The following is a 23,424-nucleotide window of genomic DNA, read 5'->3' as shown; positions in this document are numbered from 1 at the left end:
TATCTTACCAATTTTTGGCAGATTCATACCAATTTTTGGCATTAATTGTTTATTACTAATAGCTAATTGATTATATGGCCATTTTTACCTCGTTTATAGTCTGTAAATAACTTTAAATACTAAGTATGATACTCTTAATAATCCAAAAAAATCACATATAACAGCTATAAGCGTATTAAACGAGGGATAAAGCCATATGAAACTAAATCAAAACATAAAATTTGAAAATATTCGAGCAGATTTGTTTGCAGGAACTACTGTTGCAATTGTCGCACTGCCCCTTGCAATGGCTTTTGCAATAGCATCAGGCGTTTCACCTGAAAAAGGTCTTTTTACTGCAATAATTGCAGGGCTACTTATTTCACTATTTGGAGGGAGCAAATACCAAATAGGTGGGCCAACTGGAGCTTTTGTAGTTATATTATATAGCATTGTCGTAACTCACGGCTATGAAGGACTCGTAATTGCAACAATAATTGCAGGGCTACTTTTAATATTAATGGGGATACTAAAACTTGGAAGTATTATTAAATATATACCATATCCGGTTACAATGGGATTTACATCGGGAATTGCAGTAATTATATTTTCTTCGCAGATAAAAGACTTCTTTGGGCTGAGTTTAGAAAGCGTTCCTGCAAAATTCATTGATCAATGGTTTTTATATATTTCACACATTTCATCAATAAATCCTTATGCACTGATACTATCATTAATTTCAGTAGTTTTAATAATTCATTCAAAAAAAATTGTTAAAAATATTCCTGGGCCAATTATTGCAATAATAGCGAGTATTTTACTAGTAAATATATTTAATTTACCTGTTGAAACAATAGAATCAAAATTCGGCCAGATCCCAAACGTAATTCCGATGCCAATGATTCCAGAAATAACGCTTGAAAAAATAGAACATTTGTTTCCAAGTGCCTTATCTATTGCGTTTTTAGGTGCAATAGAGTCATTACTCTGTGCTGTTGTAGCTGATGGCATGACTGGAGATAAACACAAGTCAAACAAAGAACTTATAGGGCAGGGATTTGCAAACATTTTTTCAGTAATCTTTGGAGGAATTCCTGCAACAGGCGCCCTTGCACGTACTGCAACAAACATCAAAGCAGGAGCAACTTCAAGAATTTCTGGAATAACCCATGCAGTAATGTTATTTGTATTCATGCTTATTTTAGCACCTTTAATTATTAAAATACCTCTTGCAACACTTTCTGCAATTTTAGTAATTGTTGCATGGAACATGTCAGAGATAAAGCATTTTAAATCAATATTATTTACTGCGCCAAAAAGAGACAGTTTGGTTTTACTAGTAACGTTTCTTTTAACGGTGTTCATAAATTTAAACGTTGCAATCCAAGCTGGAATGGTACTTGCAGTATTAGTATTTATACAAAGGCTAATTGAAGTTAGCGAGATTTCAAAGGTCAGCAAACTTTCACCTGAAGAAGACCCTCATTCAATTACACTAAAAGATGTGCCGCCATGTATAGAAGTTTATGAAGTAAATGGGCCATTTTTCTTTGGAATTGCCGATAAATTTAAGAGTACCCTTGATGTCGTTACAAAAAGAAAACCTACTGCAATAATACTGCGTATGAGGCACGTTCCAATAATTGATGCTACGGGAATAAAAAACTTTGAAGAATTTGTTGAATCCTGTAAAAAACAAAATATCGAACTAATTATTTCTGGAGCTAATGAAATACTAACTCACAAGTTTGAAAAATGTGGACTAACTGAAAAAATTGGTAAAGAGCATTTTTGTGAGAATATCGATACTGCACTAGAATTTGCAAAGAAAGTCGTGAAAAAAAGGCATCCTGAACTAAATGCATGTCCAAAATAAAAAAATATAGGTAATAAAAAATAAATTTAAAATATAAAAATAACTTCAATTTTAAATTTATTTTTAAAACTTATTTTAAATTTATTTTTAAAACTTATTTTAAATTTATTTTTAAAACTTATTTTAAATTTATTTTTAAAACTTATTTTAAATTTATTTTATTTATACCATACTTAAAAATATTTGAATATTTAAATATTTTAAAAATAAATCAATATATACCAATATATATTGATATATCGAAAACTATAAATATAGTTTAAAATATATTGATAGTTATTAATTAACCTTTTTGGTGAAAACTTGGATATTCCATTAAAATTGAAAAGTGAGAAAATAGCTTTTGTTTGCATCCATAATAAAAGGAGAAGCGTTATGGCTGAATCTTTTGCTAAAAGTTTAGGATTAAATGCATACAGTGCAGGTCTTGAAAAAACAGAACAGTTTGACGAAAAAGTAGTAACTGTTATGGAAGAATTAGGGTTAACGATTAAAAAAAAGCCGGAAACTATTTTGGAACTTCTTAAAAAAATTGAAAATATCGATATTTTAGTTACCCTTGGCTGTATTGATTCTTGTCCAATCGTTAATGCAAAAAAACATATTTTATGGAATATTGAAGATCCTTCAGGAAAAGAAATTGAAGTCTATCGAAAAATTAGGGATGAAATAAAAATAAAAGTTGAAGAACTTTTAAAATTAGAAGTATAAATAATAAAAAATGTGTTTAGCTAGAAAAAGAAGTATAAATAATAAAAAATGTGTTTAGCTAGAAAAATAACAATAATAAAATATTATAGATTATAAAAAATAAGGAGTAAAACTATGGACATAAAAATATTTGGAACAGGATGTAAAAAATGTACTGAAGTTTACAAAAATGTAAAAAAAGCGGTTGATGAACTTAAAATTAATGCTGAAATTGTAAAAGTTACAGATATTGCCGAAATTTCAGAATATGTAATGATAACTCCCGGAATTGCGGTTAACGAGGGAGTAATATTTGAAGGAAAAGTCCCCGGTGTTGAAGAAATCAAAGAAGAATTATCTAAACTATATTAATGGTGGATGAAAAATGGCAAAAAATATCGGTTTTTTTGAAAAGTATCTTTCATTTTGGGTATTTTTATGTATTATTTTTGGAATACTGCTTGGAAAATTTTTACCGGATTTACCAATGTACCTATCAAATATTACATTATCGGGAGTTAATATTCCTATTGCAGTATTAATATGGTTTATGATATACCCAATGATGGTTAAAATAGACTTTTCTGCAGTTAAAAATTTAGGTAAATCTCACTTATTTAAAGGTCTTTCAATCACTTGGATAATAAACTGGCTAATAAAACCATTTAGTATGTTTTTAATTGCATACTTTTTCCTTGTAACATTATTTTCAGGATATCTTGAATTATTACCGCTAGAACTTGCAAAAGAATATGTTGCAGGCGCAATACTTCTTGGAGCAGCACCTTGTACTGCAATGGTATTTGTTTGGTCTCACCTTTCAAAAGGAGATCCTCTTTATACATTACTACAAGTTTCAACAAATAATTTAATTATTTTAATAGCTTTTGCACCAATTGTTGGACTTTTAATGGGTTTAAGTAATATTCCAGTTCCCTATGACACGTTATTTATTTCCGTAATTTTGTATGTTGTAATACCTTTAGTTTTTGGATACTCCTCAAGAATATACTTTTTAAAAAATAAGGGGATAGAATGGTTTGAAAAAAGATTTATTCCAAAATTAAATAATATTTCAGTTTTTGGGTTACTATTGACTTTAATTCTATTATTCTCATTTCAGGGGGATTTAATTTTAAATAATCCTTTGTATATTTTATTAATTGCAATTCCATTAATTATACAGACGTATTTTATATTTGGAATATCATATATGTGGGGATTTAAGTGGAAACTTCCACATAATGTTTGTGCCCCAGCATCATTTATTGGCGCAAGTAATTTCTTCGAACTTGCGGTTGCAGTTGCAATCTCGCTTTTTGGAATTGAAAGTGGAGCCGCTCTTGCAACTACGGTTGGAGTATTAGTCGAAGTTCCAATAATGTTAAGTCTTGTAAAACTTGCAAATCTAACTAAAAGACGGTTTAAAATAGTTTAAAAACTCTTTTTAAATTTATTGTTATTAACGTTTATATTACAATATATATAGGATTTAGAAGATATTATTAAACATGTTTTGAAAGTTTAATAATTGTTTTTTATGTCGGGGAAATTATGTTTAAAAAAATATCTTCTAAAACAGGGCAGGTTTCAATGGAAATTGGAATTTTAGTTGCAGGTGCAGTAGTAGTTTCTGTAGTTGCAAGTTATTTTTATGTATTAAATTCAAAATATTCCGATACAGGGGCTGGAAAAACCGCAAACCAGACTAGTAACTCATTACTTAACCTTTCATCAGAAACTTGTGAAAAAATATCTAAGATTAATGTAAGTTAATAAAATAATTTAAGTTAACGATATTTAAAAAATTATAGCTTGTTTAATTTTACTTTTTTACTTATGCCGTGATCATATCGTAAAATTATGCCCCTAAGTTCTAAATCAGATAATGTTCTTGAAAGTGTTGATTTTGGAATTTTAGTCCGTTCAAAAAGCTCCCTTTGTGTCATTTCACCATGATTCATTAAAACAGTTATAATTGTTTTTTCATTTCCTTTTAATATATTTACCAACTTTTGAATTTTTTCAGCGTCTTCTAACTCTTTTTTATCATTATTTATCGCTTTTTTAGATGGTTCTTCCATATTTAAATTTTCAATGTTTTCAGTTCCTTTCTTAATTTCGCTTTCCACTTTTAAAGAAATTATATTTCCAATATGTTCATTTAATTCAGATAAATCGTTTAAAGTAATATTTCCGGTATTTTTGGATTCGGGCGTCTCTAACTCTTTTAATGTAAAATAAATTAGCGTGGTACTTATTGCTAATAAAAATGATGATAAAACCATGATGATGCAATCATAGATTGTGTATACATTTGGAACTTCTTGAATATAAGTGGTATCAGCTTGAACTATTACCTGTATATTTGGAGGATACAAGAATTTTGACGTTAATACTACAACTGAAACTATAAATATTAGCATATATAAAAAAATTTTAACTTTTGGACTCATGATTATTCCCAAACTTACGATTCATTGGTTTTCCAATTCTGAACACTTTTTTTTCTGTAAGGTCTATCAATACTACATACCTTTGGCCGTTTTCAATATCTAAAATTACCATTGCCTGAGATACATTTTGAAGCTTTTGATCATTTATATATACAATATCCTGAATAACTAACGTATAATTCTTACCTTTCAAAAGACCTTTCGTCCTCGGATCGTTTTGAAGCACTTCTTCAACAGAGTTTAATTCATCTTCAGTAAATCCGGTAACCTTAATTTCTAAATATCCCCCATTTTGTTCGATAACAGCTGTTTTAGCCATAAATTCATCTAAACTATACTTTTTTATATCAACTACATTACTATATGTTGTATCAACTAAAACATAAACTATTTCCTTATTTTTTAAAAGTAAAATTCCCTTGTAATCTGGGCCATACTTTTCAAAATCTTCTTTAATTAGTAAAGTTCCAGGAAGAAGTTTATATTCATTTAAATATTTTGAAACATTTTCATTTGAAATAGCAATTTCAATTGCCATTTTCTGTTTTTCAGATAACGGGTTATCCCCATAAGGATTAAATTTAGGTATTTCTTCAAAATTAGTTATTATAAATACATCTTTTTCACCATAAAACATGTTAAATGGCACCATTAACCCGATTATGACCCCTAAGCTTAAAAGTATTATAAATATACTTAATATTTTTTTCATTATGTCTACCAGTTTTTTTTATTAAATAATTGATTAAAGAGTATATCAAAATAACGTGAAACCATTGTTCCATATAATGGAACGGATTAAAATTTTTTATATTGTTTTTATGCTACATATATACAAACTTAAAAAAATAAGATTTGAATACTTAAAAAAATAGATTTCTTATCCTGAATTTTTAAAATAAAACCTTAATTTATTTTCAAAAAGATTTAAAAACAGTTTTTTTAATTTAAAAAAGGTTTAAACTATTTTTTTAAATAATTTAACAAGTTTTAGATATCAGTTATATGATTATCCTTGTAATCATTCCTCAAAATACTGTTCCATATCTTTTGATAACTGTTTTGAAATACTTACTTATTACGTTCCGTTAATGGATACATGAAGCAGTTTGAAATCACTGCTTTCAAAATATAATCTCCCTTAAAAAATTAGCTTGTATTAATTGGAAATAACTTATTGGGAAATTATAGATTCCAATAATTTCCAACTAAACTTACAAACATGCCAAAATAAAATCCATACCCAAATTATACCCATTTGACTAAAACGTGTAAAAAAAGCTAAGAAGATAAAGGGAAAAATTGGAGCGATAATATGAAAAAGATAGTGTTAGGGGCCATTATATCACTTGCACTAATTTCCGTAGTTTTTGCATACCCTGCAATGCAGAATGCTGAAAATAGGGAATTTAAAGGTAAATATGGTCATTTAAACTTTGAAAATATGACTTATAAAGAAAGTCAAGAATTCAAAAACCTTACCTTTGAAAAGGTTAAGAACGAAAATAAAGAAGAATACAACAAAACTTTGAACTTTAAAAAGTTTCATTTTATAAATTTTGAAAATATGACTTATGAAGAAATTCAAGACGCACTTAAAAGTGAACTTTTAGTCCTCGAAGAAAAGTACAAAAATTGTGAAAAAGAGCAGACTAATGGGAGAATTGAAGAAAAAATCCAATTGATTCAGGACTTAATTAATAATCCCGAAAAACTTGAAGAAATAAGGGATAAAGTTCCTAAAATGAATAAGCGGCAGCTTTCCAATGGAAAAAATAATTAATAATTGTTTCCCTATGAAAACATTTGAAATCTTTACCAATAACTCAATACTCATTAGTTTTAAAAAAGGGTGATATACTAATTAAATTTATATCCCCATATTTTTAATGCATTTAATCGTATTTGGAACTATTTTTTGCAATAAATTTCAAAAAAAAGTCTAAATGGAATAATAACTTAAAAAATATTTTAAAGTGAAATTATGTATAAAATTATAACATTGAATAATGTTTGGAAGACCTACCAGATGGGCGAAGTTGAGGTTCAGGCCCTAAAAGGAGTTTCCCTTGAAATAAATAAAGGCGATTTTATTGCAATTGTTGGATCATCGGGCTCTGGAAAATCCACGATGATGAACATGATAGGATGCCTTGATGAACCTACAAAAGGTGAAATTTACTTAAAGTCAAAAGATATTTCAAAAATGACTGAATCTGAATTATCAAACCTTCGTGGAAAGACGATTGGTTTTGTTTTTCAACAGTATAATTTGATTCCAAACATGACTGCATTTGAAAACGTGATTTTGCCACTTGAATTACAGGAAATTAATGATTATACTGCCGAACGTGCTGCAAAAAAAGCGCTAAAAGATGTTGGCCTTGAAGATAAAATGAATAATAAGCCATCCCAACTTTCAGGAGGTCAACAACAACGGGTATCAATTGCAAGGGCTTTGGCATGTGATCCAGAAATAATTTTAGCAGACGAACCTACTGGGGCTCTTGATAGTGCAACCGGAAACGAAATTATGAAATTATTTTTAAAGCTTTGGGAGACGGGAAAAACAATTATCATGATTACACACGACCCAAATCTTTCAAAGTATGCAAAAACAATAGTTGAATTAAAAGATGGGGAAATTGTTAAAATAACCAATAATTTAAACCAAAATAAAATTTACGAGTGATGATATGAACTACTTTAAAACTGGATCAGTGATTTTAATACTGTTATTTTCTATTACCGGAAATTTTACATACACTTTTTACGGAGACGTGAATGATTACGTGATATTAAATATAAATAAAGTAAATCAAGACCCAGATCCTGCAATTTCAGGTGAAACCTTTGATTTAAGAGTTAGGGTTGAAAATAATGGTGGAAAAGGAGAAGGAGAATTTATAATTGAAATAGATCCAACATACCCGTTTAAACTAGTTGAAGGGGAGTCTAAAACTCAAAATATAGGAATTATAAATGGTTACGAAGACGGAAATGATGCTATAATTGCAAAATTCCGATTAAGAGTTAGTGAAGACGCTATCGCCGGAGATTACCCGATTAACGTTAGATTGTATAAAAAAGGAGAGGATAGCTCTTTGGGATATACTAAAGAAATAACTATAACAGTTGGAACCAAAGAGAGTGCTGAAGTAAGAATAAATATTGACGAAATAATTCCGGGTGAAAAAACAGAAGTTACTTTCACAGTAAAAAATACGGGATCTGCGCCAATAAAAAATCTTGAATTCTCTTGGACTAGCGAAAATAATGCACTTCTTCCATTGGGTTCAGGAAACATTAAAACCATTTCTTACATCGGCGTTTCTGAAAGTCAAAATTTAACATATAATGTACTTGCAAGTACTAACGTAAATCCGGGGGTTTATGAACTTTCAATAAATTTAAAATACGATGATTCATTAAAAAATAGTAACTCGGTTGAAACCCATATTGCAGGGGTATCCATATTAGGTAGAACGGATTTTGACGTAGCATATTATGGAAAAAGCGGTAGTGAATACTCATTTACTGTAATGAATATTGGAAAAAGTAGTGCAAGTTCCGTAATTGCATCTATTCCAAAACAGGATGGTTGGACAGTTACTGGGTCGAGTAGTTCGATAATTGGAAACTTAGACAATGGGGATTATACCTTTTCAAATTTCGAATTAGTTAAAATCCAAAATACTGAATTACCACTTTTAGTTGATATTACATACACGGATTTTGAGGGAAACAGAATTATTGTTCAAAAAGAAGTTAGCATTTATTTGAATTCTTTTTTTGAATCAGATAATACAAAAAATATTGAAGATAATGTAAGGAATAAAGGGAGAACTACTCCGTTACAAGGTATTAAAGACTCAGTATACAAATTAATTTCATATGTGGTCGTAATAATTTCCATTATAGTCTCAGTAGTACTTGGAAGATTTTACTTAATTTCTAAAAAAAAAGAAATAATTAAAAATAGATAAGGGTGGACATTGATGAAACCCTTAAAATTATTTAAACTGGCAGCTAAAATGGTAAAATCAAGTAAATTACGTAGCTGGATTACCATTTTAGGCATAGTAATAGGAATTGCATCGGTAATTGCAATAATCAGTGCTGGAGACTTTTTATCAGAATCTGTGAGTTCAAAGTTAGATGGTATGGTAAGTAAAGAAATTACTCTCACAGCTTCACAAAATAATAAAGATAAAACGTCCGAATTAACAAAAAGAGATGTAATTATTCTTAAAGGAATATCGGATATTGAATACGTTGATATACGAGTATCTACGAGAAATGAAATACGATTTGCAGGAGGGCATGAAACTGCAAACATTATTGGAGTAGACCAAAATGTCTGGCCAGTAATGTCTGAAGAAGAACTATCATCAGGTAGGCTTTTACAGTCGGGTGACAGAAATTCAGTTGTTATATCCTATTATACTGCTAAAAACGCATTTAATCGTGAAATTGGAATAAATCAGATGGTTATTATTGGAAATAAGCAGTTTAAAGTCGTTGGAATCCTAAAAGAAGATGAAACTCAGGGTTTTGGACGTATGGGGGGAGCTAACTCAAATATAATATATATGCCCTATGAAGCCGTTTACACATTGGAAAGCGATAAAGATGCCACGTATTCAATTAGCGAAAAAAAGAGTGGAGTTTACGATTCTATCGTATTTACTTTAAAAGAAGGGGTAAATCAGACTGAATCACTTAATACTATTGAAAAAAAATTGATGATGTCAAGGCAAGTCAATAAGGACACTATCGATTTTAATTTAAGAACCCCGATGTCGTTTTCTGGCCCTGAAGAAATAATTTCAATGCTTACCACATTTCTTTCATTTATAGCCGGAATTTCGTTAGTTGTTGGAATTACGGGTATTTCAAATACAATGTTTACAACCGTTCTTGAAAAAACCCGTGAAATCGGAATTATGAAATCAATTGGTGCGAGAAATAAGGATATATTATTACTATTTGTATTTAACTCTGCAATAATAGGGCTCGTTGGGGGGTTTTTAGGGTTAATCCTTGGAACCATAATTTCTCAATTAATCGTCTTATTTATTGCCCAAAGTATGGGTAGTTCTTATCACTTTGTATTAAGTACTAAATCCGTTGTAATTGCAATAGGATGTTCACTTATTGCAGGAATTATTGCAGGAATTATTCCTGCATACAATGCTTCAAAATTAAAGCCTGTTGATGCCTTAAAAAGTGATTAATTTTCTTTTTTTATTTTTACAAGTTTTTTGTCTTTAAAGATTTAAATCAGAAAATTTATAAATATCATTTATAATTACAAAGTTGTAATTATATCCTGCCACCAATATTAATTTATATTTTAAAAAGATTAGGGTGGTAGTTATTAAAAAATACTTGAAAAATATATTTTTCGGACTTATAACGTGGTTATTTCCGTTTATTTTATCTTTTGCGTTTTATTCAAAAGAAGGAATTCTTTTAATAGATATATTCTTATTTAAATCTATTATGATAGTATTTTCCGGAATTATAGGCGTTAGTTTGCTTATTTTGTACTTTAAAGATATTAAAAAAGATTATTTTATAGAAGGAATTATTATCGGATTTTCATGGCTATTTATAAACATTTTATTGGATATTTTAATACTTATGCCACTTTCTGGAATGACCTACTTTGACTACGCCTCACAAATCGGCCTTAGATATTTGATAATTCCAATAATGAGTATTTCAATGGGATTACTGCTTAGACTAAAGCTTTAAAAATTGGCATAATAACTTTAGGAATTTATAAAAGTCTATCCATATATATAGTATATTAGAATAAATTATATGTTTAAGATACGTTTAATTTTTTAGCCAATATTCTGAGGGGGCATTAAAATGGAAAATAGGACACTTCCAATTGCAAAATCTGACAATTTTTTTGAAGTATTTGTGGTCGACATAATGGTTACAAGGGAATTTGACTGTGCATTTAAAATGGATATTTTTGAAGACGGCCACTTTATTGAAAAAGAAGGGGACAAGTTAAAAAGGGTTGAATCTTCAATTCACAGGGGTTCTTTAATAATAACTCCAAAAAATGCTAAAAAAATGCTTGAAGCACTTAAAAAAGCTTTTGAAGCCATAGATATAGATTTTGGTAAATAATGGGTAAACTTTAATAATTATTTAAATTTGTCAATTATTATTTTTTGAAAATTTTAAAACGTTATTTTATCCGATATAATTGAAGTATCCGACTGCTTTATATAGGTATAGCGAGTCATGTACTAAAAAACTAAAAAGAGATTAGTATGAAAAAATTAAGAACTTTTTTAGAAATTAATGAAAAAAATAAGTCCATTAAAAAGGTAAAAGAATTTGATAATAAAGTAAGGGCTAAAAAAACAATTAAAATCGTTTGTATAGATGATTTAAATAACAAAAAGAAAATTAGGGAAAATAACTAATTATAAATTATAAATTATAAATAGCTAATTATGGGTTAATTATAACTACTATTAAATCATAAAATCCATATCTATTCCTATATGATTACTATTTTAAAACCGTGAAATCATGATCGATTTAGTATATTTTGGATATTTAGAACGAAGCAGTGAAAAAATTTTAGATGTTTCTTCATCAGTTACATATATTGAAACACGGCATAATAAAATAGTAGTCGATACTTCGTCAAAATCCAAACGTAACCATCTAATATCTTATTTTAACAATAAAGGCGTAAAATTAGATGAAATAGATTATGTGATAAACACCCATTTTCATTTCGACCACGTTTCAAATAATGAATTATTTAAAAATGCATTAATTATCAATTTTTCAAATATTTCTAAATTAAATGACCCTGAAATTAAAATTATACCAACTCCAGGCCATACCTCTGACAGTATTTCAGTAGTATATCAAGACTATATTATTTCAGGAGACGCTTCACCTTTGAAAAATAACATTTTAAAAGAGTTGCCTCCAAAAGTCCATACTGACTTTGAACTTGCACTAAATTCAATAAAACATATAAAAAGTCTTGGAAAAAATATAATTACAGGTCATGACGGGATATTGTATAAGGATGAATATTAAATTAAAAAATAATATTAAAAATAATATTAATTAAATTAAATATGTAAATAATTAATCTATTTTTGAAATAAAGTAGTTTGTAAATGCCCTGTATGAATAGACGCCCGAATAAAAGTATAAAATTGATAAAATTATCATTAAGGGGCCCCCGATAAAACCAGAAGCTAGGACTAGTTCTGTAGAATAGGCAATACTGCCGTAAATAAATATTATGGCAAATACTGCAATTAAAATTACAATTGCCGTTGGAACTAACGTAATTATTGTAGTTACAATCATAACTACAATAAATACCGCTAGATATTCAAGCGACATCTTTTTTAAAATATATGGCATGTCAAAAAATGCGTAAAAATCCCCTTTGTGTGCATAACTTATCGATGCAATAGGAATATATAATGATTGGAATATGGAAATAAAAATTGAAATTGCTATCAAAATGCCTTCATTTGTTCCAGTATATCCAATTAAATAATTAATTAGCTGTTGAATTATTGTAAATGCTATTGAAATAAACATTACTCCAATAAAAAAAACAAAGCCTGTTTTAAAGAGCCCATAATAGTTATTCCAGTCTGGAAGATTTTCCGATTTATTTATTGATTTTTTAATTATATTCAAGAAATAGCCACTTACAACAATCATTAATATTAGCGATATTAGTCCAATTAGAAAGCCTATTGTCATTATAATTCCGCTGTTATATGGAAAATTTAAAGGAACCAATTGCCCAATTAACGGATAAAATATTGCAAAAATTGAACTGTACATAAGTACCATTCCAATTCCATAAAGTAATCCCCCTTTAACAATTTTTGAACTGTCAGTTAAACCATATTTTAATGGTTCGGTAACGTAATTTTTAAAAAACATACTTACTCCTCCAAATTTACATATATCTCAATATTGTTAAAAGGTATAAAAATAGTCTTTGTTATTCGTTTGGTAGATAAAAAATGATTTTAAATTGACTTAGAAATTAACATATTTTAAACAACTTAGTTGGTATATGGTATAAAAAAACTAAAGTTGAATTTAATGTTAAATTTAAAATTATCCCCCCATTTCCAAAATTTTTTGGCGTGCTTTGTGGACTGCGTAAACCGTTCCAACAATTATTGGGCCTATTGCAAGACCTGAAATTCCAAATGCTAATGGCCCAACTAAAAATGCAATTAAAACAAGCACGGGGTGTAAATCACTAGATTTTGCAACTATTTTTGGCCGTATTGCAAAGTCAGGTGCAAGTGATAAGAATATTATTCCAAATAGGAGTATCAATATACTTTTTGTAATATCTCCTATCAATAGGTAATAGATAGTTAATGGAAAATATATCGTCCAACCTCCAACAACCGGCAGTATATTTAGTATTCCAGAAAGTGCCCCCAATGTAATTGAATTTGGAACCCCCATTAAAGAATACCCGATAATTGAAATAATTCCTACGCAAAGTGATGTAACGGCATTTCCAATGAATAATATTTTAAATGCTGCATGGACTTCCCGAATAACTAGTGTTGCATGCTCTTTTCTATCCTCTGGGACGTATGAAAGAAAAATATCTTTTATCTTATATCCGTCTTTTAAAAAATAAAATGTTAGAAAGAAAAGCAGTAGTAACTTCATCATTAAAGATGGTATTGCTGAAATTTGGGAGGCAATGCTATCTAAGATAGGTTTTGAAAGTTTCCATAGTTCAGAAACTATTTTAGAAATATCTGACTCATTTAACTGTAAAAATTCAAAGTGAGATACGACATTAGTTAGAAAATCAACCATAATGCGAACATCTAATGAAACAAGGAAAAATACAACATCTTTTATAACCAAAAGAACAAGTAAAATCATAGGTACTACAATTCCCAAAAGACAGGTAAAAGCCCCGTAAGTCCTTCCAAGTTTTGGCCAGAGGTTATTGTATAATGGTTTTGCCATGTATGCTACTGCAATTGCAATTGACACGATACTTACAAATGGCCATAACATATATAAAAGTGCAAATACTGAAAAAAGCATTAAAAGTCGTTTTAAAATATCATATTCTTTAGTGTTCAAAATAACCCTCTCCAAAATAATATTATTTAGTTTAATTATTAAATTAAAATTCTTAGAATATAATCTTTTAGAATTTTAGAATTATAACTAAAAAAATAAAATAAAATAAAATAAAATAAAAAAATAAATTATTCGTTTTTAATCACTTCTTCCTTTTTTACGTTTGTTATATACGTAATATCCGCCAAATCCTATTATTAATACAATTAAAGCTGCAGGTATTGTAATAGACTTATTTCTTCCTTCAACTTTAACTTTCACAGTTTTTTGTGAAAGGTATACATTATTATCTCCTTGTTCTGAATCTCCAACACTTCTTATCTCAATGTTAATAAAGTAGTCTTTATTAACTGCTTTTTTATCAACATCGATTACCAATATTCCTTGGCCGGTTTCATTTATTCCAAGTGTTCCAATTGAATCTGTTTTTTGAGGGTAATCAAATGGTTGAGCAGTATTTTTAATTGCAGTTATTTTTACGCTTTCTGCTTTTTGTGTTCCATTATTTTGAACTTTTAGAAGAATTTTATTCTCACGACCTGCTTTTAAAACGTAAACTTCAGGTACAATTTCAAGTACTGCTTTTGGTTTTAAAAAGATATTTACGTGGTGAATTTCAACGTGTTCATTGTTGAATATATCTAAATACGTTATTTTTAAAGGAATTTTATAAGTTCCAGATTTTGCATCTTTATCGACATCAATATAAAATGTTCCAGTTTTTACATCGCCAGACGTTAATGTTCCTATGTTTTTAAAGTTTGCATTACTCCATGAGTCCCTGAATGGATATTCATTTAGCATATCAATTTGTATATTTCTAGCTTCCCCATGTCCATTGTTTGTAAAATCTACATCAATTCTAACATAGGTGTCTTGTGCTTTTATTTCCCTTGGTTCAGTTATAACGTTTGAAATTCCTAAATTTATGTCTCCCCTAACTACAAACCCTATGTTTATATTTTCAGATTTTTCAGTTCCATCTTCATCAATCCAGTTTAATGTTGCGGGAATTAAATAAGAACCTTCTTTTGTATTTTGACTTGCGTGAAGCTTTACATTAAATGAAGTCGTACTTCCTGAATCAATATTTCCAAGATAATACTTTGTTGTATCAATAGGGTTTATCATGTTATTTGAACCAATTGTAAGTGTTGTTTGCTTTGCAGTTCCGGTTCCCATGTTTGATACGCTAAGTTTTACTTCTTCTGTTCTTGAAGGAGTTATTGTAACTCCATTTGAATTTATTTCAAAGTTTGCTAAACCATAGACTGGAATATAGTATATTTTTGTATATTCTCTTGAAATTACTTCTTTTTTTCCGCCCCTATATTCTACAATGTCATACGAAACAGTTACATCAAGCCTGTAGTCTCTTGTTGATGCATCATTACTTATGTGTAGTTTAAAGTATGCAGTGTCACTTTCTCCTTCATTTAAGTGGGATATTTCATAAACTCCTTTTTTAGGATTTACTTGTTTTAATTCAAATGGATATTTTGAATTAACAGTTACTCTTAAATTTTCTATCGATTCACCGGACCTTTCATTATTTGTTAATTTAATCCATACGTCTACGTCGTCTCCAGGGTGTATAATATTTGGATTAAACTGCGGTTCGTTTATTTCAAGTGCGTTTACATTTAAAAACAGCAGCAGTAAACAGCTAATTGATAAAATTATTTTAGATATGTTATTCATTAGAATCACCTTTTAATTTTGAGGTAATTTTTTTCATTAAGGGGTCAATATATCTCTCCTCTACCACAAGTAGCGGTGGAAGAAGCACTATAACTGAAACCATGCAGTAAAATATACCCAGTGCACAGACTTTACCCATGTTTGCCATCATTGAAAGAGGTGCAATTGTAAGTGCTGCAAATCCTGCAACTGTTGTTGCGGTTGTTACTATAACTGCACTTCCGGTACTTACTACCGAAATATCTACGGCTTGTGCAATTGTTTTTCCGTCTTTTCTCTCTTCTTCGTATCTATGGTATAAGTGCACACCATAGTCAATCCCGAGCCCCAAAAGTAATGAAGCTACTACTGAAGTTGCAGTATCTAACGGAATATCTAGTAATGCCATTGAACCTGCCGCCCATATAATTGCAACAACTACGGGAATTAATGGTAAAAGTGCTTTTACAACTTTTCTAAAGTATAGAAACAGTATTGAAAATATTGCAAGAAGTGATGCAGCCCCAGTTACCGACTGGCTTTCTTTCATTAACCTACTTACAAGCTCACTTAATGCTGGAGTTCCTGTTGTAATTACCTGAATTCCGGGGGGAATTGGTGCTTCATTAATCCGTGAATTAATTTCTTTTACGACTGCTTTTTTATCTTCAGTTCCTGCATCAGTCATTGCATAAACTACGACCATTGAATAATCGCTATTGTATATGCTGGATTTGGAACTTTCTGGAAGTCTATTATGTATTGAAATTACAGTATTAATATCGTTTGGAACCACACCATTATTTTGAGCAATTATTACTTCAGCTCCAGAACTAACTGAGGTTACCATGTCAATACTTGAAAGATCCTGCTTTAAAAATTTCACGAGTTCCAAAACACGAGGATCACGAATATCGGTCACTTTTTCAGGACTGTCTGACGGTGCAAGTTTTATTCCAAGCATTATAGTTTCAGTCCCGCCAAATTCATCTCTTATTTCATTTAAAGCTATGATTACAGGTTCAGTGTCAGGAACCATTTTTTCATAGTCAGTAACCGATTTAATGCCTGTTGCTAAAAATCCCATCAATATTGTAACAATCATTGCTAGGGCAAGTACTTTTACAGGGTGTTTTTCAGAAACTCGGGCTATATCGGACAGCAATTTTTCAATTTTCATTTAAATCACCATTAGTTATGCCTTCAAGTAGGCTCATAATCAGTAAGAATAAATTTTTGCCTTTACTGTTGCAATAAAACTCATTCCGTTTTAATCCTATTCCAAAATCGGCCAATACTCCGGTTCCCGTAATAATAAGCATTTTCAATTAAAGATAATCGTTTTAAAACAATGTATCCGTCAAAAATTGCCATTGCTTCAATACATGTTTCTTCAACATCCAAATCTTTTAAAATTTCACCACCAATTTTTGCTTCTTCTACTTTTTTCTTTAAAATATCATACATTCTACGTCCCTTTACATTATACAATTGAAAATCTATATCTTTAGGGCCATAAACCTGAGCGTCCAAAAAAAATCTGGACTGTAGCTGAGAATATCTTTTAATATCTTCGTTTGAAAGTTTTAAATCTTCAACTAACTTTAATTCTAGTATTTCAACGTGCTTAAAGTAATTTTTAAGCAAATTTTCAAGAGAAGACTCATTTTCCATTTCTAAAAACAAGTTTTCAAATGTTAACTTAAAGTAATGCACCATTTCTAAAAAAAGCTCGTGTTTATCTTTAAAATAGTGGTAGATTCCACCTTTCGTTATATTCACATTTTCTGCGATTTCATTTAAAGACGTTTGTTTGTATCCTTTTTTAAGAAATAGTGATGATGCTTGTAAAATTATGTTTTCTTTTGTTGTCATTTTACCTACCTACCAGAAGGTATGTATGATACATTGCAGTTTTGATATATAAAATTAACTGAAAAATGTATAAAAAAGTTAAAAAGTTAAATAAGGTAAAATAACATTGTACCTGTAGAATAAAATAATGATTTTAAAAGAATTTTAAAAATGTTATAATTTTAACTTGTTTATAAATAATTCTGTGAAGAATATTGTAAAAAATGACATTAATATTAATATTATAACTAAAAAATTCGCCATTTCATAATTTCCCGTCTGAAATGCCTGATAAATTGATAAAGACATTGTATTCGTTTTTCCAGGAATATTTCCTGCAACCATTAATGTTGCACCAAATTCCCCGACAGAACGTGCAAAACTAAGGATCGACCCTGCAATTATTCCTTTTTTTGATAATGGTAACGTTATTTTAAGTGCTGTTTCAAGTTCCGTTTTTCCTAGAGTATATGATACATATTCTAATTCCCTATCTACTGCTAAAATTGCTGCAGTTGTTGTTCTAATCATTAATGGAAGAGATACAATAAATGCAGCAATTACTGCAGCTTGCCATGTGAATAGTAATCCTTTTCCCGTAATATTATAATATAATCCACCAATAAGCCCATTTCTGCCAAGCTGTAGTGCAAGAAGGTACCCTAAAACTGTTGGCGGTAAAACCATTGGCATAGTTACCAAAACTTCTAAAAAATTTCGCCCAAAAAACTGTTTTCTTACAAGAAAATACGAAATAATGACCCCCGAAAGTACTACAAAAAGTGTAGAAATAAAAGAAATTTTTAATGTAAGAAATAATGGGAAAATGATTGAATCCATAGTTTATCCCTAATTTACAGTAAAACCATAATTTAACAATATTCGTTTTCCAGTTTCACTTTTTAAATAATTTACAAAAATTTGTGCTTCTTTTTTATTATTAGACGAATCTATAATGCATACTGGGTAAATAATTTCAGTTACTGTAGGAACAGTAGTTATTACGTCAATAGTATTTTCTTTTGCAATTTTTGCATCTGTCATGTAAACAAATCCTGCATCAACGTCACCAGTTTCCAAGTATGTTAAAACCTGCCTTACATTTTCACCATAAACTACTTTTGGCTCTAAATTATCCCAAAGTTCCATTTTTAATAAAGATTCTTTCGTGTATTTTCCAACAGGTGCAGTTTCAGGGTTTCCAATTGCAATTTTTGTCACATTAGCATTTTTTAAATCAGTTACAGATGAAATTTTCAAAGGATTACCTTTTGGAACAATTAGTACAAGGCTGTTTTTTGCAAAAATAGCTTTTGAATCCTTCAAAGTTAAATTTGCCTTTTCAAGTATATTTACGTGGCTTTCTGAAGCCGATGCAAACACATCAACTGGAGCCCCAGCCTCAACTTGCTGCCTTAATGAACCCGATGCTCCAAAATTCAATGTAACTTTAATATTTTGATTATCTTTTTCAAATTCAGTTTTTATATCTGTAAAAGCTTCAGTTAAACTTGAAGCAGCAGAAACTGTTATTTTCGTTTCTTCAGCAGGTTCTAAAATACATCCTGCAAATAGTAGCATTAATGCAAGAACACCTGCAAAAATGATATGCCCTTTCATTGTTTCACCACTTAGATATATTAATAGTATATAGTTACTTTTTTAACAAAATAGTAATTACTATTATTTACTAATATATATAATTTTGCTTTATTAATACAACATTTTGAATTAATGAACAAAATTTAATGTAAAGTATTTATATAATGTAATGCATATTGATTAAGTACTTATTATTTGAGTAATTAATATACGTTATCTATTCATCATCTATAACTTATCTCTTACATGTCAAAACCTTGAGTGAAAACATGATATCAGTTCCTGAAGCAGAACATATTTTGAAAAAATTTAATTTTGAAAAAACGGAAAAAATAAGCCTTTTTGACGCCTACGGTAGAATCTTAGCTAAAGATATCGTATCTAAGTCTAACATTCCCGAATTTAGAAAGTCTAACATGGACGGCTATGCGGTTACCGCCCCATTTCTTGAGCATTATACAGTTATTGATGAAGTTCATGCAGGGGATCTTAGAAACGTAAATATTGAAAAAAATCAGTGTGTTTTTGTTGCAACTGGTGGAAAAGTTCCTAAAAATGCATACTGCATAATTCCAATTGAAAATACTAAACTTGAGGGGAATATTATAACCGTTTTTGACATACCTGAAAGTACATATATTGTTGAAAAAGGCTCAGATATTGTTTCAGGACAGCTTGTTTTAGAAAAAGGTAGTACAATTAACGAAAGAAATGTTGGACTTTTAGCATCCTTGGGAATTTCTGAATTAAAAGTTTATAAAATTCCAAAAGTTGCAATAATTTCAACTGGTGATGAACTTGAAAAAATTTCTGATGTGAATTCAAAAACGATTGCAGGAATTGTAAGAAAAGCAGGGGGAATTCCCGTATTTTTAGGGGTATCCAAAGATGATAGGGCCGAATTACGAAATAAAATACTTGAAGGTTTAAATTACGATATTATAGTTACTTCAGGAGGTGTTTCTGTTGGAAAAAGAGACTATACTCCAGATGTGGTTAATGAACTTGGAACAGTCCTATTTCATGGCGTAAAAATGAGGCCTGGAAAACCAGTTCTTGCAGGAGAAATCGATGGAATTCCGATAATTTGTACTCCGGGAAAAGTAACTTCATGTATAATTTGTTCTTATTTATTTATATACCCATTAATATGCCGATATTCACACTCTAAAAACTGTAAAAAAATCGTTAGTGCTAAAATACTTGGTGAATTTAAAAAAGAAGTGGATAAAAGATTTTATGTACCGGTAATTTATCAAAATGGGTTTGTAAATCCAGTATTTAAAGATTCAAGTCATATAACTTCGATTGCATACTCTAATGGAATTGTTGAGCTAAAAGAAGGTATTGAAATTGCGGAAGGAGATGTCGAAGTTTGGCTTTATGATTAATTAATGCTTAATGATTAATTAATACATTACAAACAAGGCAAGCATCCTTTTGAATAAATATTCCTTAATGATTAATTAATACTTAATTTAAATTTAATTTTCATTAAATGATCTATTTTAACGATTTTAAAAAATATTAAAAAAATAAATACTAAAATATTTTTACTTTTTTTGTTCACGAAGTTCTTTTACTCTCTTAAACAACTGTTTTAGAGTGTCCTCGTTACTTTGTGTGAATGTAAATGGAGATTTTGTAAACGGTTTGAAGTAGATTGGTATTTCATCAAACCTATAAAACGTACCATCACACTCAAGTGCATCCAAAACACCCGGTAAGACCACGTCTGCAACTGAGGTCGAGGGACATGGTGCAATATCTAAAGTTATTACAGGAATGTCTTTTAAGTGGCTTACTGATTCCTGTGGGTAGTGTGCACCAACGTCTGACGCCATGATAAGTGCTGCATCAACTTCTTTTTCTCGTAAAACATCGTTTGCAGTATATTCTCCAGGATTATATCTTGGATAGCCCCTTGCAAAGTCAAGTCCGAATGGGAATCCGTAAAGATACGATGCAAGCACGTTAAATCCTGCAACGTTACAGTGGCCCCTAATTAAACCAATTGTAACTTTTGTGTGTCTTTGAAGCTCTTTTACAAGCGTCAATACACATTCAATATTTCTATGTCTACCATCTGATGCAGGTAACCCGAGACCGCCGTAAATTGATGTGAATTTCGAGTTTTTAATTATTTCAGCAGCCTGTAATATCGTTTCTACGGGAACACCAGTTACTTTTTCAACACTCGGGTGAGGCATTTTACCTCTTACTGCCATTAAAAGTGCTGAAAACATCTCATAATCAGAGTTTGGCTTTAATTGAACGTGTATATCGGATGCTTTTGCAGTTGCAGTTCTTCTTGGGTCTACGGTTATAACAGTTCTTCCAAGCCTCCCTTTTTCTACAAAGTATCCTTTTGGAAATAGTGCATACTTTGACAAATGTCTTGGCATTGAGTCCATTGGATTGGTTCCCCAATATATGACAACGTCAGCTCTGTTCATTGTTTCCCCAGCAGTTGCGCCAGGTTTTCCAGCTTCTTGAACCCCCATTAAGGAAGGTCCGTGACACACTGTTGAGCAAGAATCAACTATTCCACCGATATATTCGCCCATGTGAAGACCTACTTCCATTGCTTCACACGATGTTTCTGCACCCATGTAAAGAAGAGGTCTTTTTGAATTTGCCAAAATTTCTGCAGCTTTCTCTATTGCTTCGTCCCACGAAACATCAACAAGTACTCCATTTTTCCTTATCTGTGGTGACATTATTCTGTGGTGGCTTATAACTTCCCCAAACTTTGCAGCGCCCATTTTGCATGCATTTCTAACAGTTAAGTCACGAGTTTCCTCATCCCAAACTACTTCAATGTCATCACATGCACCGCCACATACAGGACATATTATATCCTTAAATGTTTGACTTGCCATTTGATTCACCTTTGTAGATGTTGTCAATAATATATTCTGCATGGTATACTTCATCATCTGAAGGTTCGATATACACGATTCCTCCCTTATATACTGGAGATCCAGTACTTCCTGATAAAGCATCAATTATTGAATTTGCCCATACTCCTCTTGGAATAAACGCATTTCTCCTTAAAACATCATCTGAAGGTTTTACGTATACTACTACACTATACCTTTGGTCTTGGCTGATAACTTTAACCTTTTCAGGTCTTCCAAGCAAATTATAGTCATCAGGGTGTATTTCACAGTATGCTGCTTCTTTTACATACTCAGGATAGTATTTTTTTCCACCTTTAATGACCTTACCTTCCTCAATTGTACTTCCAGTATTGAGTACAACCGTTAATGCGTTTCCAACAAACTCAATAGGTCTTTCTTCAGCAGGCATTCTATCATTTAATAATTCAGAGTTTTCTGATAGGGATAAATAAAGTTTTCCTTTAGGTTTTGGATAGAATGCATAGTCGCCTTTAAAAACTATTAGTTTATTGGGAATTGCATAACCTGTAAGATCGGTTTCAAAATCACGTACAATTCCTGCTGATTCAAAGCCAGGTGCAAAATTCATGACTTTTCCGCAGACAACAATTGTTCCGCCTTTCATTTCTACCCCGAGGGTTCTAAATGCATTTCCGCCGACGTATATTAATCCGCCGTTCTGTTTAACGCCGCAGAATCCTCCAACGTTACCTTTTACTATTATTTTACCATTTACTAAGCCATCTCCAACATGGTATCCAGCATCGCCTTCAACTATGATGGTACCATTGAGCATTCCTTCCCATCTACCGCGGTATGAACTGCCAACGTGGTCACCAGCATTTCCAAAGATGTGAAGGAGTCCCCCTTCCATTTCTCTCCCTGCCCAGTGCTTAGCATTTCCATTTACAATAATTTCTCCGCCTTTCATTTCACAGCCAATGTGAAAACCAGCATCGCCTTCAACTATGATTTTACCTGCAGTCATTTGGTAACCAATTAGTTTTACATTTCCAGCATTCCCTAAAATTTTGATTACCATATTTTCCTTTGAACATGTGAAATCTCCCGAAATTTCGAAAACGTCCGAAAGAAGAAGCTCTTCTGGGCCCCTGAATACTTTTAAAGCACTAATTTCATCTTTTGATTTTCCTTCAAAAGTATCTGGCGTGATTACTTCACATTCTAAAGGCATTGTGCCATCATATTTTAGTTTAAGTATAATTTCTCCCATACATCT

25 protein-coding genes are annotated in these 23,424 nt (G+C 30.5%); 14 read left to right on the top strand and 11 right to left on the bottom strand.

Features of this window, described 5'->3' with window-relative positions; genetic code table 11:
* The first annotated feature begins 196 nt into the window (after nt 1-196).
* From MEVAN_RS08665 to MEVAN_RS08645, 5 genes are all read left to right on the top strand, one after another.
* A complete protein-coding gene (locus tag MEVAN_RS08665; RefSeq protein WP_012066491.1) occupies nt 197-1,855 on the top strand; it encodes a SulP family inorganic anion transporter in 1,659 nt (552 codons plus the stop codon).
* Between the two features lie 303 nt (nt 1,856-2,158).
* Entirely contained in the window at nt 2,159-2,566 is a 408-nt protein-coding gene (locus MEVAN_RS08660) for an arsenate reductase/protein-tyrosine-phosphatase family protein (protein WP_012066490.1), read from the top strand.
* A 114-nt stretch (nt 2,567-2,680) separates the two neighbouring features.
* Nucleotides 2,681-2,917 (top strand): thioredoxin family protein, encoded by a 237-nt coding sequence (locus MEVAN_RS08655; RefSeq protein WP_012066489.1) that lies wholly within the window; start codon nt 2,681-2,683, stop codon nt 2,915-2,917.
* A 13-nt stretch (nt 2,918-2,930) separates the two neighbouring features.
* Nucleotides 2,931-3,983 carry an ACR3 family arsenite efflux transporter gene (arsB, locus tag MEVAN_RS08650; protein ID WP_012066488.1) on the top strand — a complete coding sequence of 351 codons (1,053 nt, stop codon included), beginning with the start codon at nt 2,931-2,933 and terminating at the stop codon, nt 3,981-3,983.
* A gap of 116 nt (nt 3,984-4,099) precedes the next feature.
* Nucleotides 4,100-4,321: a class III signal peptide-containing protein gene (locus MEVAN_RS08645; protein WP_012066487.1), complete on the top strand. Its 222-nt coding sequence runs from the start codon at nt 4,100-4,102 to the stop codon at nt 4,319-4,321.
* Between the two features lie 32 nt (nt 4,322-4,353).
* On the opposite strand, the gene MEVAN_RS08640 is transcribed toward MEVAN_RS08645, so the two are convergent.
* The gene (locus tag MEVAN_RS08640; protein ID WP_012066486.1) at nt 4,354-5,001 is read right to left on the bottom strand and encodes a MarR family transcriptional regulator; all 648 of its coding nucleotides are present in this window, start codon (nt 4,999-5,001) and stop codon (nt 4,354-4,356) included.
* Nucleotides 4,985-5,713 (bottom strand): hypothetical protein, encoded by a 729-nt coding sequence (locus MEVAN_RS08635; protein ID WP_012066485.1) that lies wholly within the window; start codon nt 5,711-5,713, stop codon nt 4,985-4,987. Before MEVAN_RS08635 ends, MEVAN_RS08640 begins: the two co-directional genes overlap by 17 nt.
* Before the next feature lie 603 nt (nt 5,714-6,316).
* On the opposite strand from MEVAN_RS08635, the gene MEVAN_RS08810 reads away from it, so the two are divergent.
* The 8 genes from MEVAN_RS08810 to MEVAN_RS08600 all read left to right on the top strand — a co-directional run bounded on the left by MEVAN_RS08810 (nt 6,317) and on the right by MEVAN_RS08600 (nt 12,087).
* Nucleotides 6,317-6,784: a hypothetical protein gene (locus tag MEVAN_RS08810; RefSeq protein ID WP_012066484.1), complete on the top strand. Its 468-nt coding sequence runs from the start codon at nt 6,317-6,319 to the stop codon at nt 6,782-6,784.
* A 201-nt stretch (nt 6,785-6,985) separates the two neighbouring features.
* A complete protein-coding gene (locus MEVAN_RS08625; protein ID WP_012066483.1) occupies nt 6,986-7,693 on the top strand; it encodes an ABC transporter ATP-binding protein in 708 nt (235 codons plus the stop codon).
* 4 nt (nt 7,694-7,697) lie between these two features.
* Entirely contained in the window at nt 7,698-8,987 is a 1,290-nt protein-coding gene (locus MEVAN_RS08620; RefSeq protein WP_012066482.1) for a COG1361 S-layer family protein, read from the top strand.
* Between the two features lie 12 nt (nt 8,988-8,999).
* The gene (locus tag MEVAN_RS08615; RefSeq protein WP_012066481.1) at nt 9,000-10,238 is read left to right on the top strand and encodes an ABC transporter permease; all 1,239 of its coding nucleotides are present in this window, start codon (nt 9,000-9,002) and stop codon (nt 10,236-10,238) included.
* Nucleotides 10,239-10,371: 133 nt separating this feature from the next.
* Nucleotides 10,372-10,761 carry a hypothetical protein gene (locus tag MEVAN_RS08610; RefSeq protein WP_012066480.1) on the top strand — a complete coding sequence of 130 codons (390 nt, stop codon included), beginning with the start codon at nt 10,372-10,374 and terminating at the stop codon, nt 10,759-10,761.
* Between the two features lie 120 nt (nt 10,762-10,881).
* On the top strand, nt 10,882-11,151 hold the full coding sequence (locus tag MEVAN_RS08605) for a hypothetical protein (RefSeq protein ID WP_012066479.1): 270 nt from the start codon (nt 10,882-10,884) through the stop codon (nt 11,149-11,151).
* A 146-nt stretch (nt 11,152-11,297) separates the two neighbouring features.
* Nucleotides 11,298-11,453, top strand: a complete 156-nt coding sequence (locus MEVAN_RS08970) for a hypothetical protein (RefSeq protein WP_156769215.1) — start codon at nt 11,298-11,300, stop codon at nt 11,451-11,453.
* A 109-nt stretch (nt 11,454-11,562) separates the two neighbouring features.
* Nucleotides 11,563-12,087, top strand: coding sequence for an MBL fold metallo-hydrolase (locus tag MEVAN_RS08600; protein ID WP_012066478.1), 525 nt, complete (start codon nt 11,563-11,565; stop codon nt 12,085-12,087).
* Nucleotides 12,088-12,138: 51 nt separating this feature from the next.
* Here MEVAN_RS08600 and MEVAN_RS08595 read toward each other — a convergent pair whose 3' ends face one another.
* The 7 genes from MEVAN_RS08595 to modA all read right to left on the bottom strand — a co-directional run bounded on the left by MEVAN_RS08595 (nt 12,139) and on the right by modA (nt 19,299).
* On the bottom strand, nt 12,139-12,960 hold the full coding sequence (locus tag MEVAN_RS08595) for a DUF4013 domain-containing protein (protein WP_012066477.1): 822 nt from the start codon (nt 12,958-12,960) through the stop codon (nt 12,139-12,141).
* 180 nt (nt 12,961-13,140) lie between these two features.
* Nucleotides 13,141-14,145 (bottom strand): AI-2E family transporter, encoded by a 1,005-nt coding sequence (locus MEVAN_RS08590; protein ID WP_012066476.1) that lies wholly within the window; start codon nt 14,143-14,145, stop codon nt 13,141-13,143.
* A gap of 138 nt (nt 14,146-14,283) precedes the next feature.
* A complete protein-coding gene (locus tag MEVAN_RS08585) occupies nt 14,284-15,846 on the bottom strand; it encodes a COG1361 S-layer family protein (RefSeq protein WP_012066475.1) in 1,563 nt (520 codons plus the stop codon).
* On the bottom strand, nt 15,839-17,005 hold the full coding sequence (locus tag MEVAN_RS08580) for an efflux RND transporter permease subunit (RefSeq protein WP_012066474.1): 1,167 nt from the start codon (nt 17,003-17,005) through the stop codon (nt 15,839-15,841). The genes MEVAN_RS08585 and MEVAN_RS08580 overlap by 8 nt, the downstream gene beginning before the upstream one ends.
* A gap of 80 nt (nt 17,006-17,085) precedes the next feature.
* Nucleotides 17,086-17,700 carry a TetR/AcrR family transcriptional regulator gene (locus tag MEVAN_RS08575; protein WP_012066473.1) on the bottom strand — a complete coding sequence of 205 codons (615 nt, stop codon included), beginning with the start codon at nt 17,698-17,700 and terminating at the stop codon, nt 17,086-17,088.
* Between the two features lie 153 nt (nt 17,701-17,853).
* A complete protein-coding gene (gene modB / locus MEVAN_RS08570; RefSeq protein WP_012066472.1) occupies nt 17,854-18,519 on the bottom strand; it encodes a molybdate ABC transporter permease subunit in 666 nt (221 codons plus the stop codon).
* Between the two features lie 9 nt (nt 18,520-18,528).
* Entirely contained in the window at nt 18,529-19,299 is a 771-nt protein-coding gene (modA, locus tag MEVAN_RS08565; protein ID WP_012066471.1) for a molybdate ABC transporter substrate-binding protein, read from the bottom strand.
* Between the two features lie 251 nt (nt 19,300-19,550).
* On the opposite strand from modA, the gene MEVAN_RS08560 reads away from it, so the two are divergent.
* On the top strand, nt 19,551-20,672 hold the full coding sequence (locus MEVAN_RS08560; RefSeq protein WP_012066470.1) for a molybdopterin molybdotransferase MoeA: 1,122 nt from the start codon (nt 19,551-19,553) through the stop codon (nt 20,670-20,672).
* Between the two features lie 162 nt (nt 20,673-20,834).
* On the opposite strand, the gene MEVAN_RS08555 is transcribed toward MEVAN_RS08560, so the two are convergent.
* Both MEVAN_RS08555 and MEVAN_RS08550 read right to left on the bottom strand, forming a co-directional pair.
* A complete protein-coding gene (locus MEVAN_RS08555) occupies nt 20,835-22,163 on the bottom strand; it encodes a formylmethanofuran dehydrogenase subunit B (RefSeq protein ID WP_012066469.1) in 1,329 nt (442 codons plus the stop codon).
* Entirely contained in the window at nt 22,144-23,418 is a 1,275-nt protein-coding gene (locus MEVAN_RS08550; RefSeq protein ID WP_012066468.1) for a formylmethanofuran dehydrogenase subunit C, read from the bottom strand. Before MEVAN_RS08550 ends, MEVAN_RS08555 begins: the two co-directional genes overlap by 20 nt.
* Nucleotides 23,419-23,424 lie beyond the last annotated feature (6 nt).

Origin of the sequence: Methanococcus vannielii SB, assembly GCF_000017165.1 — an archaeon.
GTDB lineage: Archaea > AGJL01 > Methanococci > Methanococcales > Methanococcaceae > Methanococcus > Methanococcus vannielii.
The sequence above is the reverse complement of the archived record's forward strand: the minus strand, read 5'-3'. Positions and strand labels throughout refer to the sequence as shown.

Coding starts and splice junctions, on each gene's coding strand:
- modA (WP_012066471.1), bottom strand. CDS start 19,299: ATGAAAGGGCATATCATTTTTGCAGGTGTTCTTGCATTAATGCTACTA.
- MEVAN_RS08575 (WP_012066473.1), bottom strand. CDS start 17,700: ATGACAACAAAAGAAAACATAATTTTACAAGCATCATCACTATTTCTT.
- MEVAN_RS08635 (WP_012066485.1), bottom strand. CDS start 5,713: ATGAAAAAAATATTAAGTATATTTATAATACTTTTAAGCTTAGGGGTC.
- MEVAN_RS08600 (WP_012066478.1), top strand. CDS start 11,563: ATGATCGATTTAGTATATTTTGGATATTTAGAACGAAGCAGTGAAAAA.
- MEVAN_RS08585 (WP_012066475.1), bottom strand. CDS start 15,846: ATGAATAACATATCTAAAATAATTTTATCAATTAGCTGTTTACTGCTG.
- MEVAN_RS08550 (WP_012066468.1), bottom strand. CDS start 23,418: ATGGGAGAAATTATACTTAAACTAAAATATGATGGCACAATGCCTTTA.
- MEVAN_RS08645 (WP_012066487.1), top strand. CDS start 4,100: ATGTTTAAAAAAATATCTTCTAAAACAGGGCAGGTTTCAATGGAAATT.
- MEVAN_RS08615 (WP_012066481.1), top strand. CDS start 9,000: ATGAAACCCTTAAAATTATTTAAACTGGCAGCTAAAATGGTAAAATCA.
- MEVAN_RS08605 (WP_012066479.1), top strand. CDS start 10,882: ATGGAAAATAGGACACTTCCAATTGCAAAATCTGACAATTTTTTTGAA.
- arsB (WP_012066488.1), top strand. CDS start 2,931: ATGGCAAAAAATATCGGTTTTTTTGAAAAGTATCTTTCATTTTGGGTA.
- MEVAN_RS08560 (WP_012066470.1), top strand. CDS start 19,551: ATGATATCAGTTCCTGAAGCAGAACATATTTTGAAAAAATTTAATTTT.
- MEVAN_RS08640 (WP_012066486.1), bottom strand. CDS start 5,001: ATGAGTCCAAAAGTTAAAATTTTTTTATATATGCTAATATTTATAGTT.
- MEVAN_RS08620 (WP_012066482.1), top strand. CDS start 7,698: ATGAACTACTTTAAAACTGGATCAGTGATTTTAATACTGTTATTTTCT.
- modB (WP_012066472.1), bottom strand. CDS start 18,519: ATGGATTCAATCATTTTCCCATTATTTCTTACATTAAAAATTTCTTTT.
- MEVAN_RS08625 (WP_012066483.1), top strand. CDS start 6,986: ATGTATAAAATTATAACATTGAATAATGTTTGGAAGACCTACCAGATG.
- MEVAN_RS08810 (WP_012066484.1), top strand. CDS start 6,317: ATGAAAAAGATAGTGTTAGGGGCCATTATATCACTTGCACTAATTTCC.
- MEVAN_RS08970 (WP_156769215.1), top strand. CDS start 11,298: ATGAAAAAATTAAGAACTTTTTTAGAAATTAATGAAAAAAATAAGTCC.
- MEVAN_RS08555 (WP_012066469.1), bottom strand. CDS start 22,163: ATGGCAAGTCAAACATTTAAGGATATAATATGTCCTGTATGTGGCGGT.
- MEVAN_RS08580 (WP_012066474.1), bottom strand. CDS start 17,005: ATGAAAATTGAAAAATTGCTGTCCGATATAGCCCGAGTTTCTGAAAAA.
- MEVAN_RS08655 (WP_012066489.1), top strand. CDS start 2,681: ATGGACATAAAAATATTTGGAACAGGATGTAAAAAATGTACTGAAGTT.
- MEVAN_RS08595 (WP_012066477.1), bottom strand. CDS start 12,960: ATGTTTTTTAAAAATTACGTTACCGAACCATTAAAATATGGTTTAACT.
- MEVAN_RS08665 (WP_012066491.1), top strand. CDS start 197: ATGAAACTAAATCAAAACATAAAATTTGAAAATATTCGAGCAGATTTG.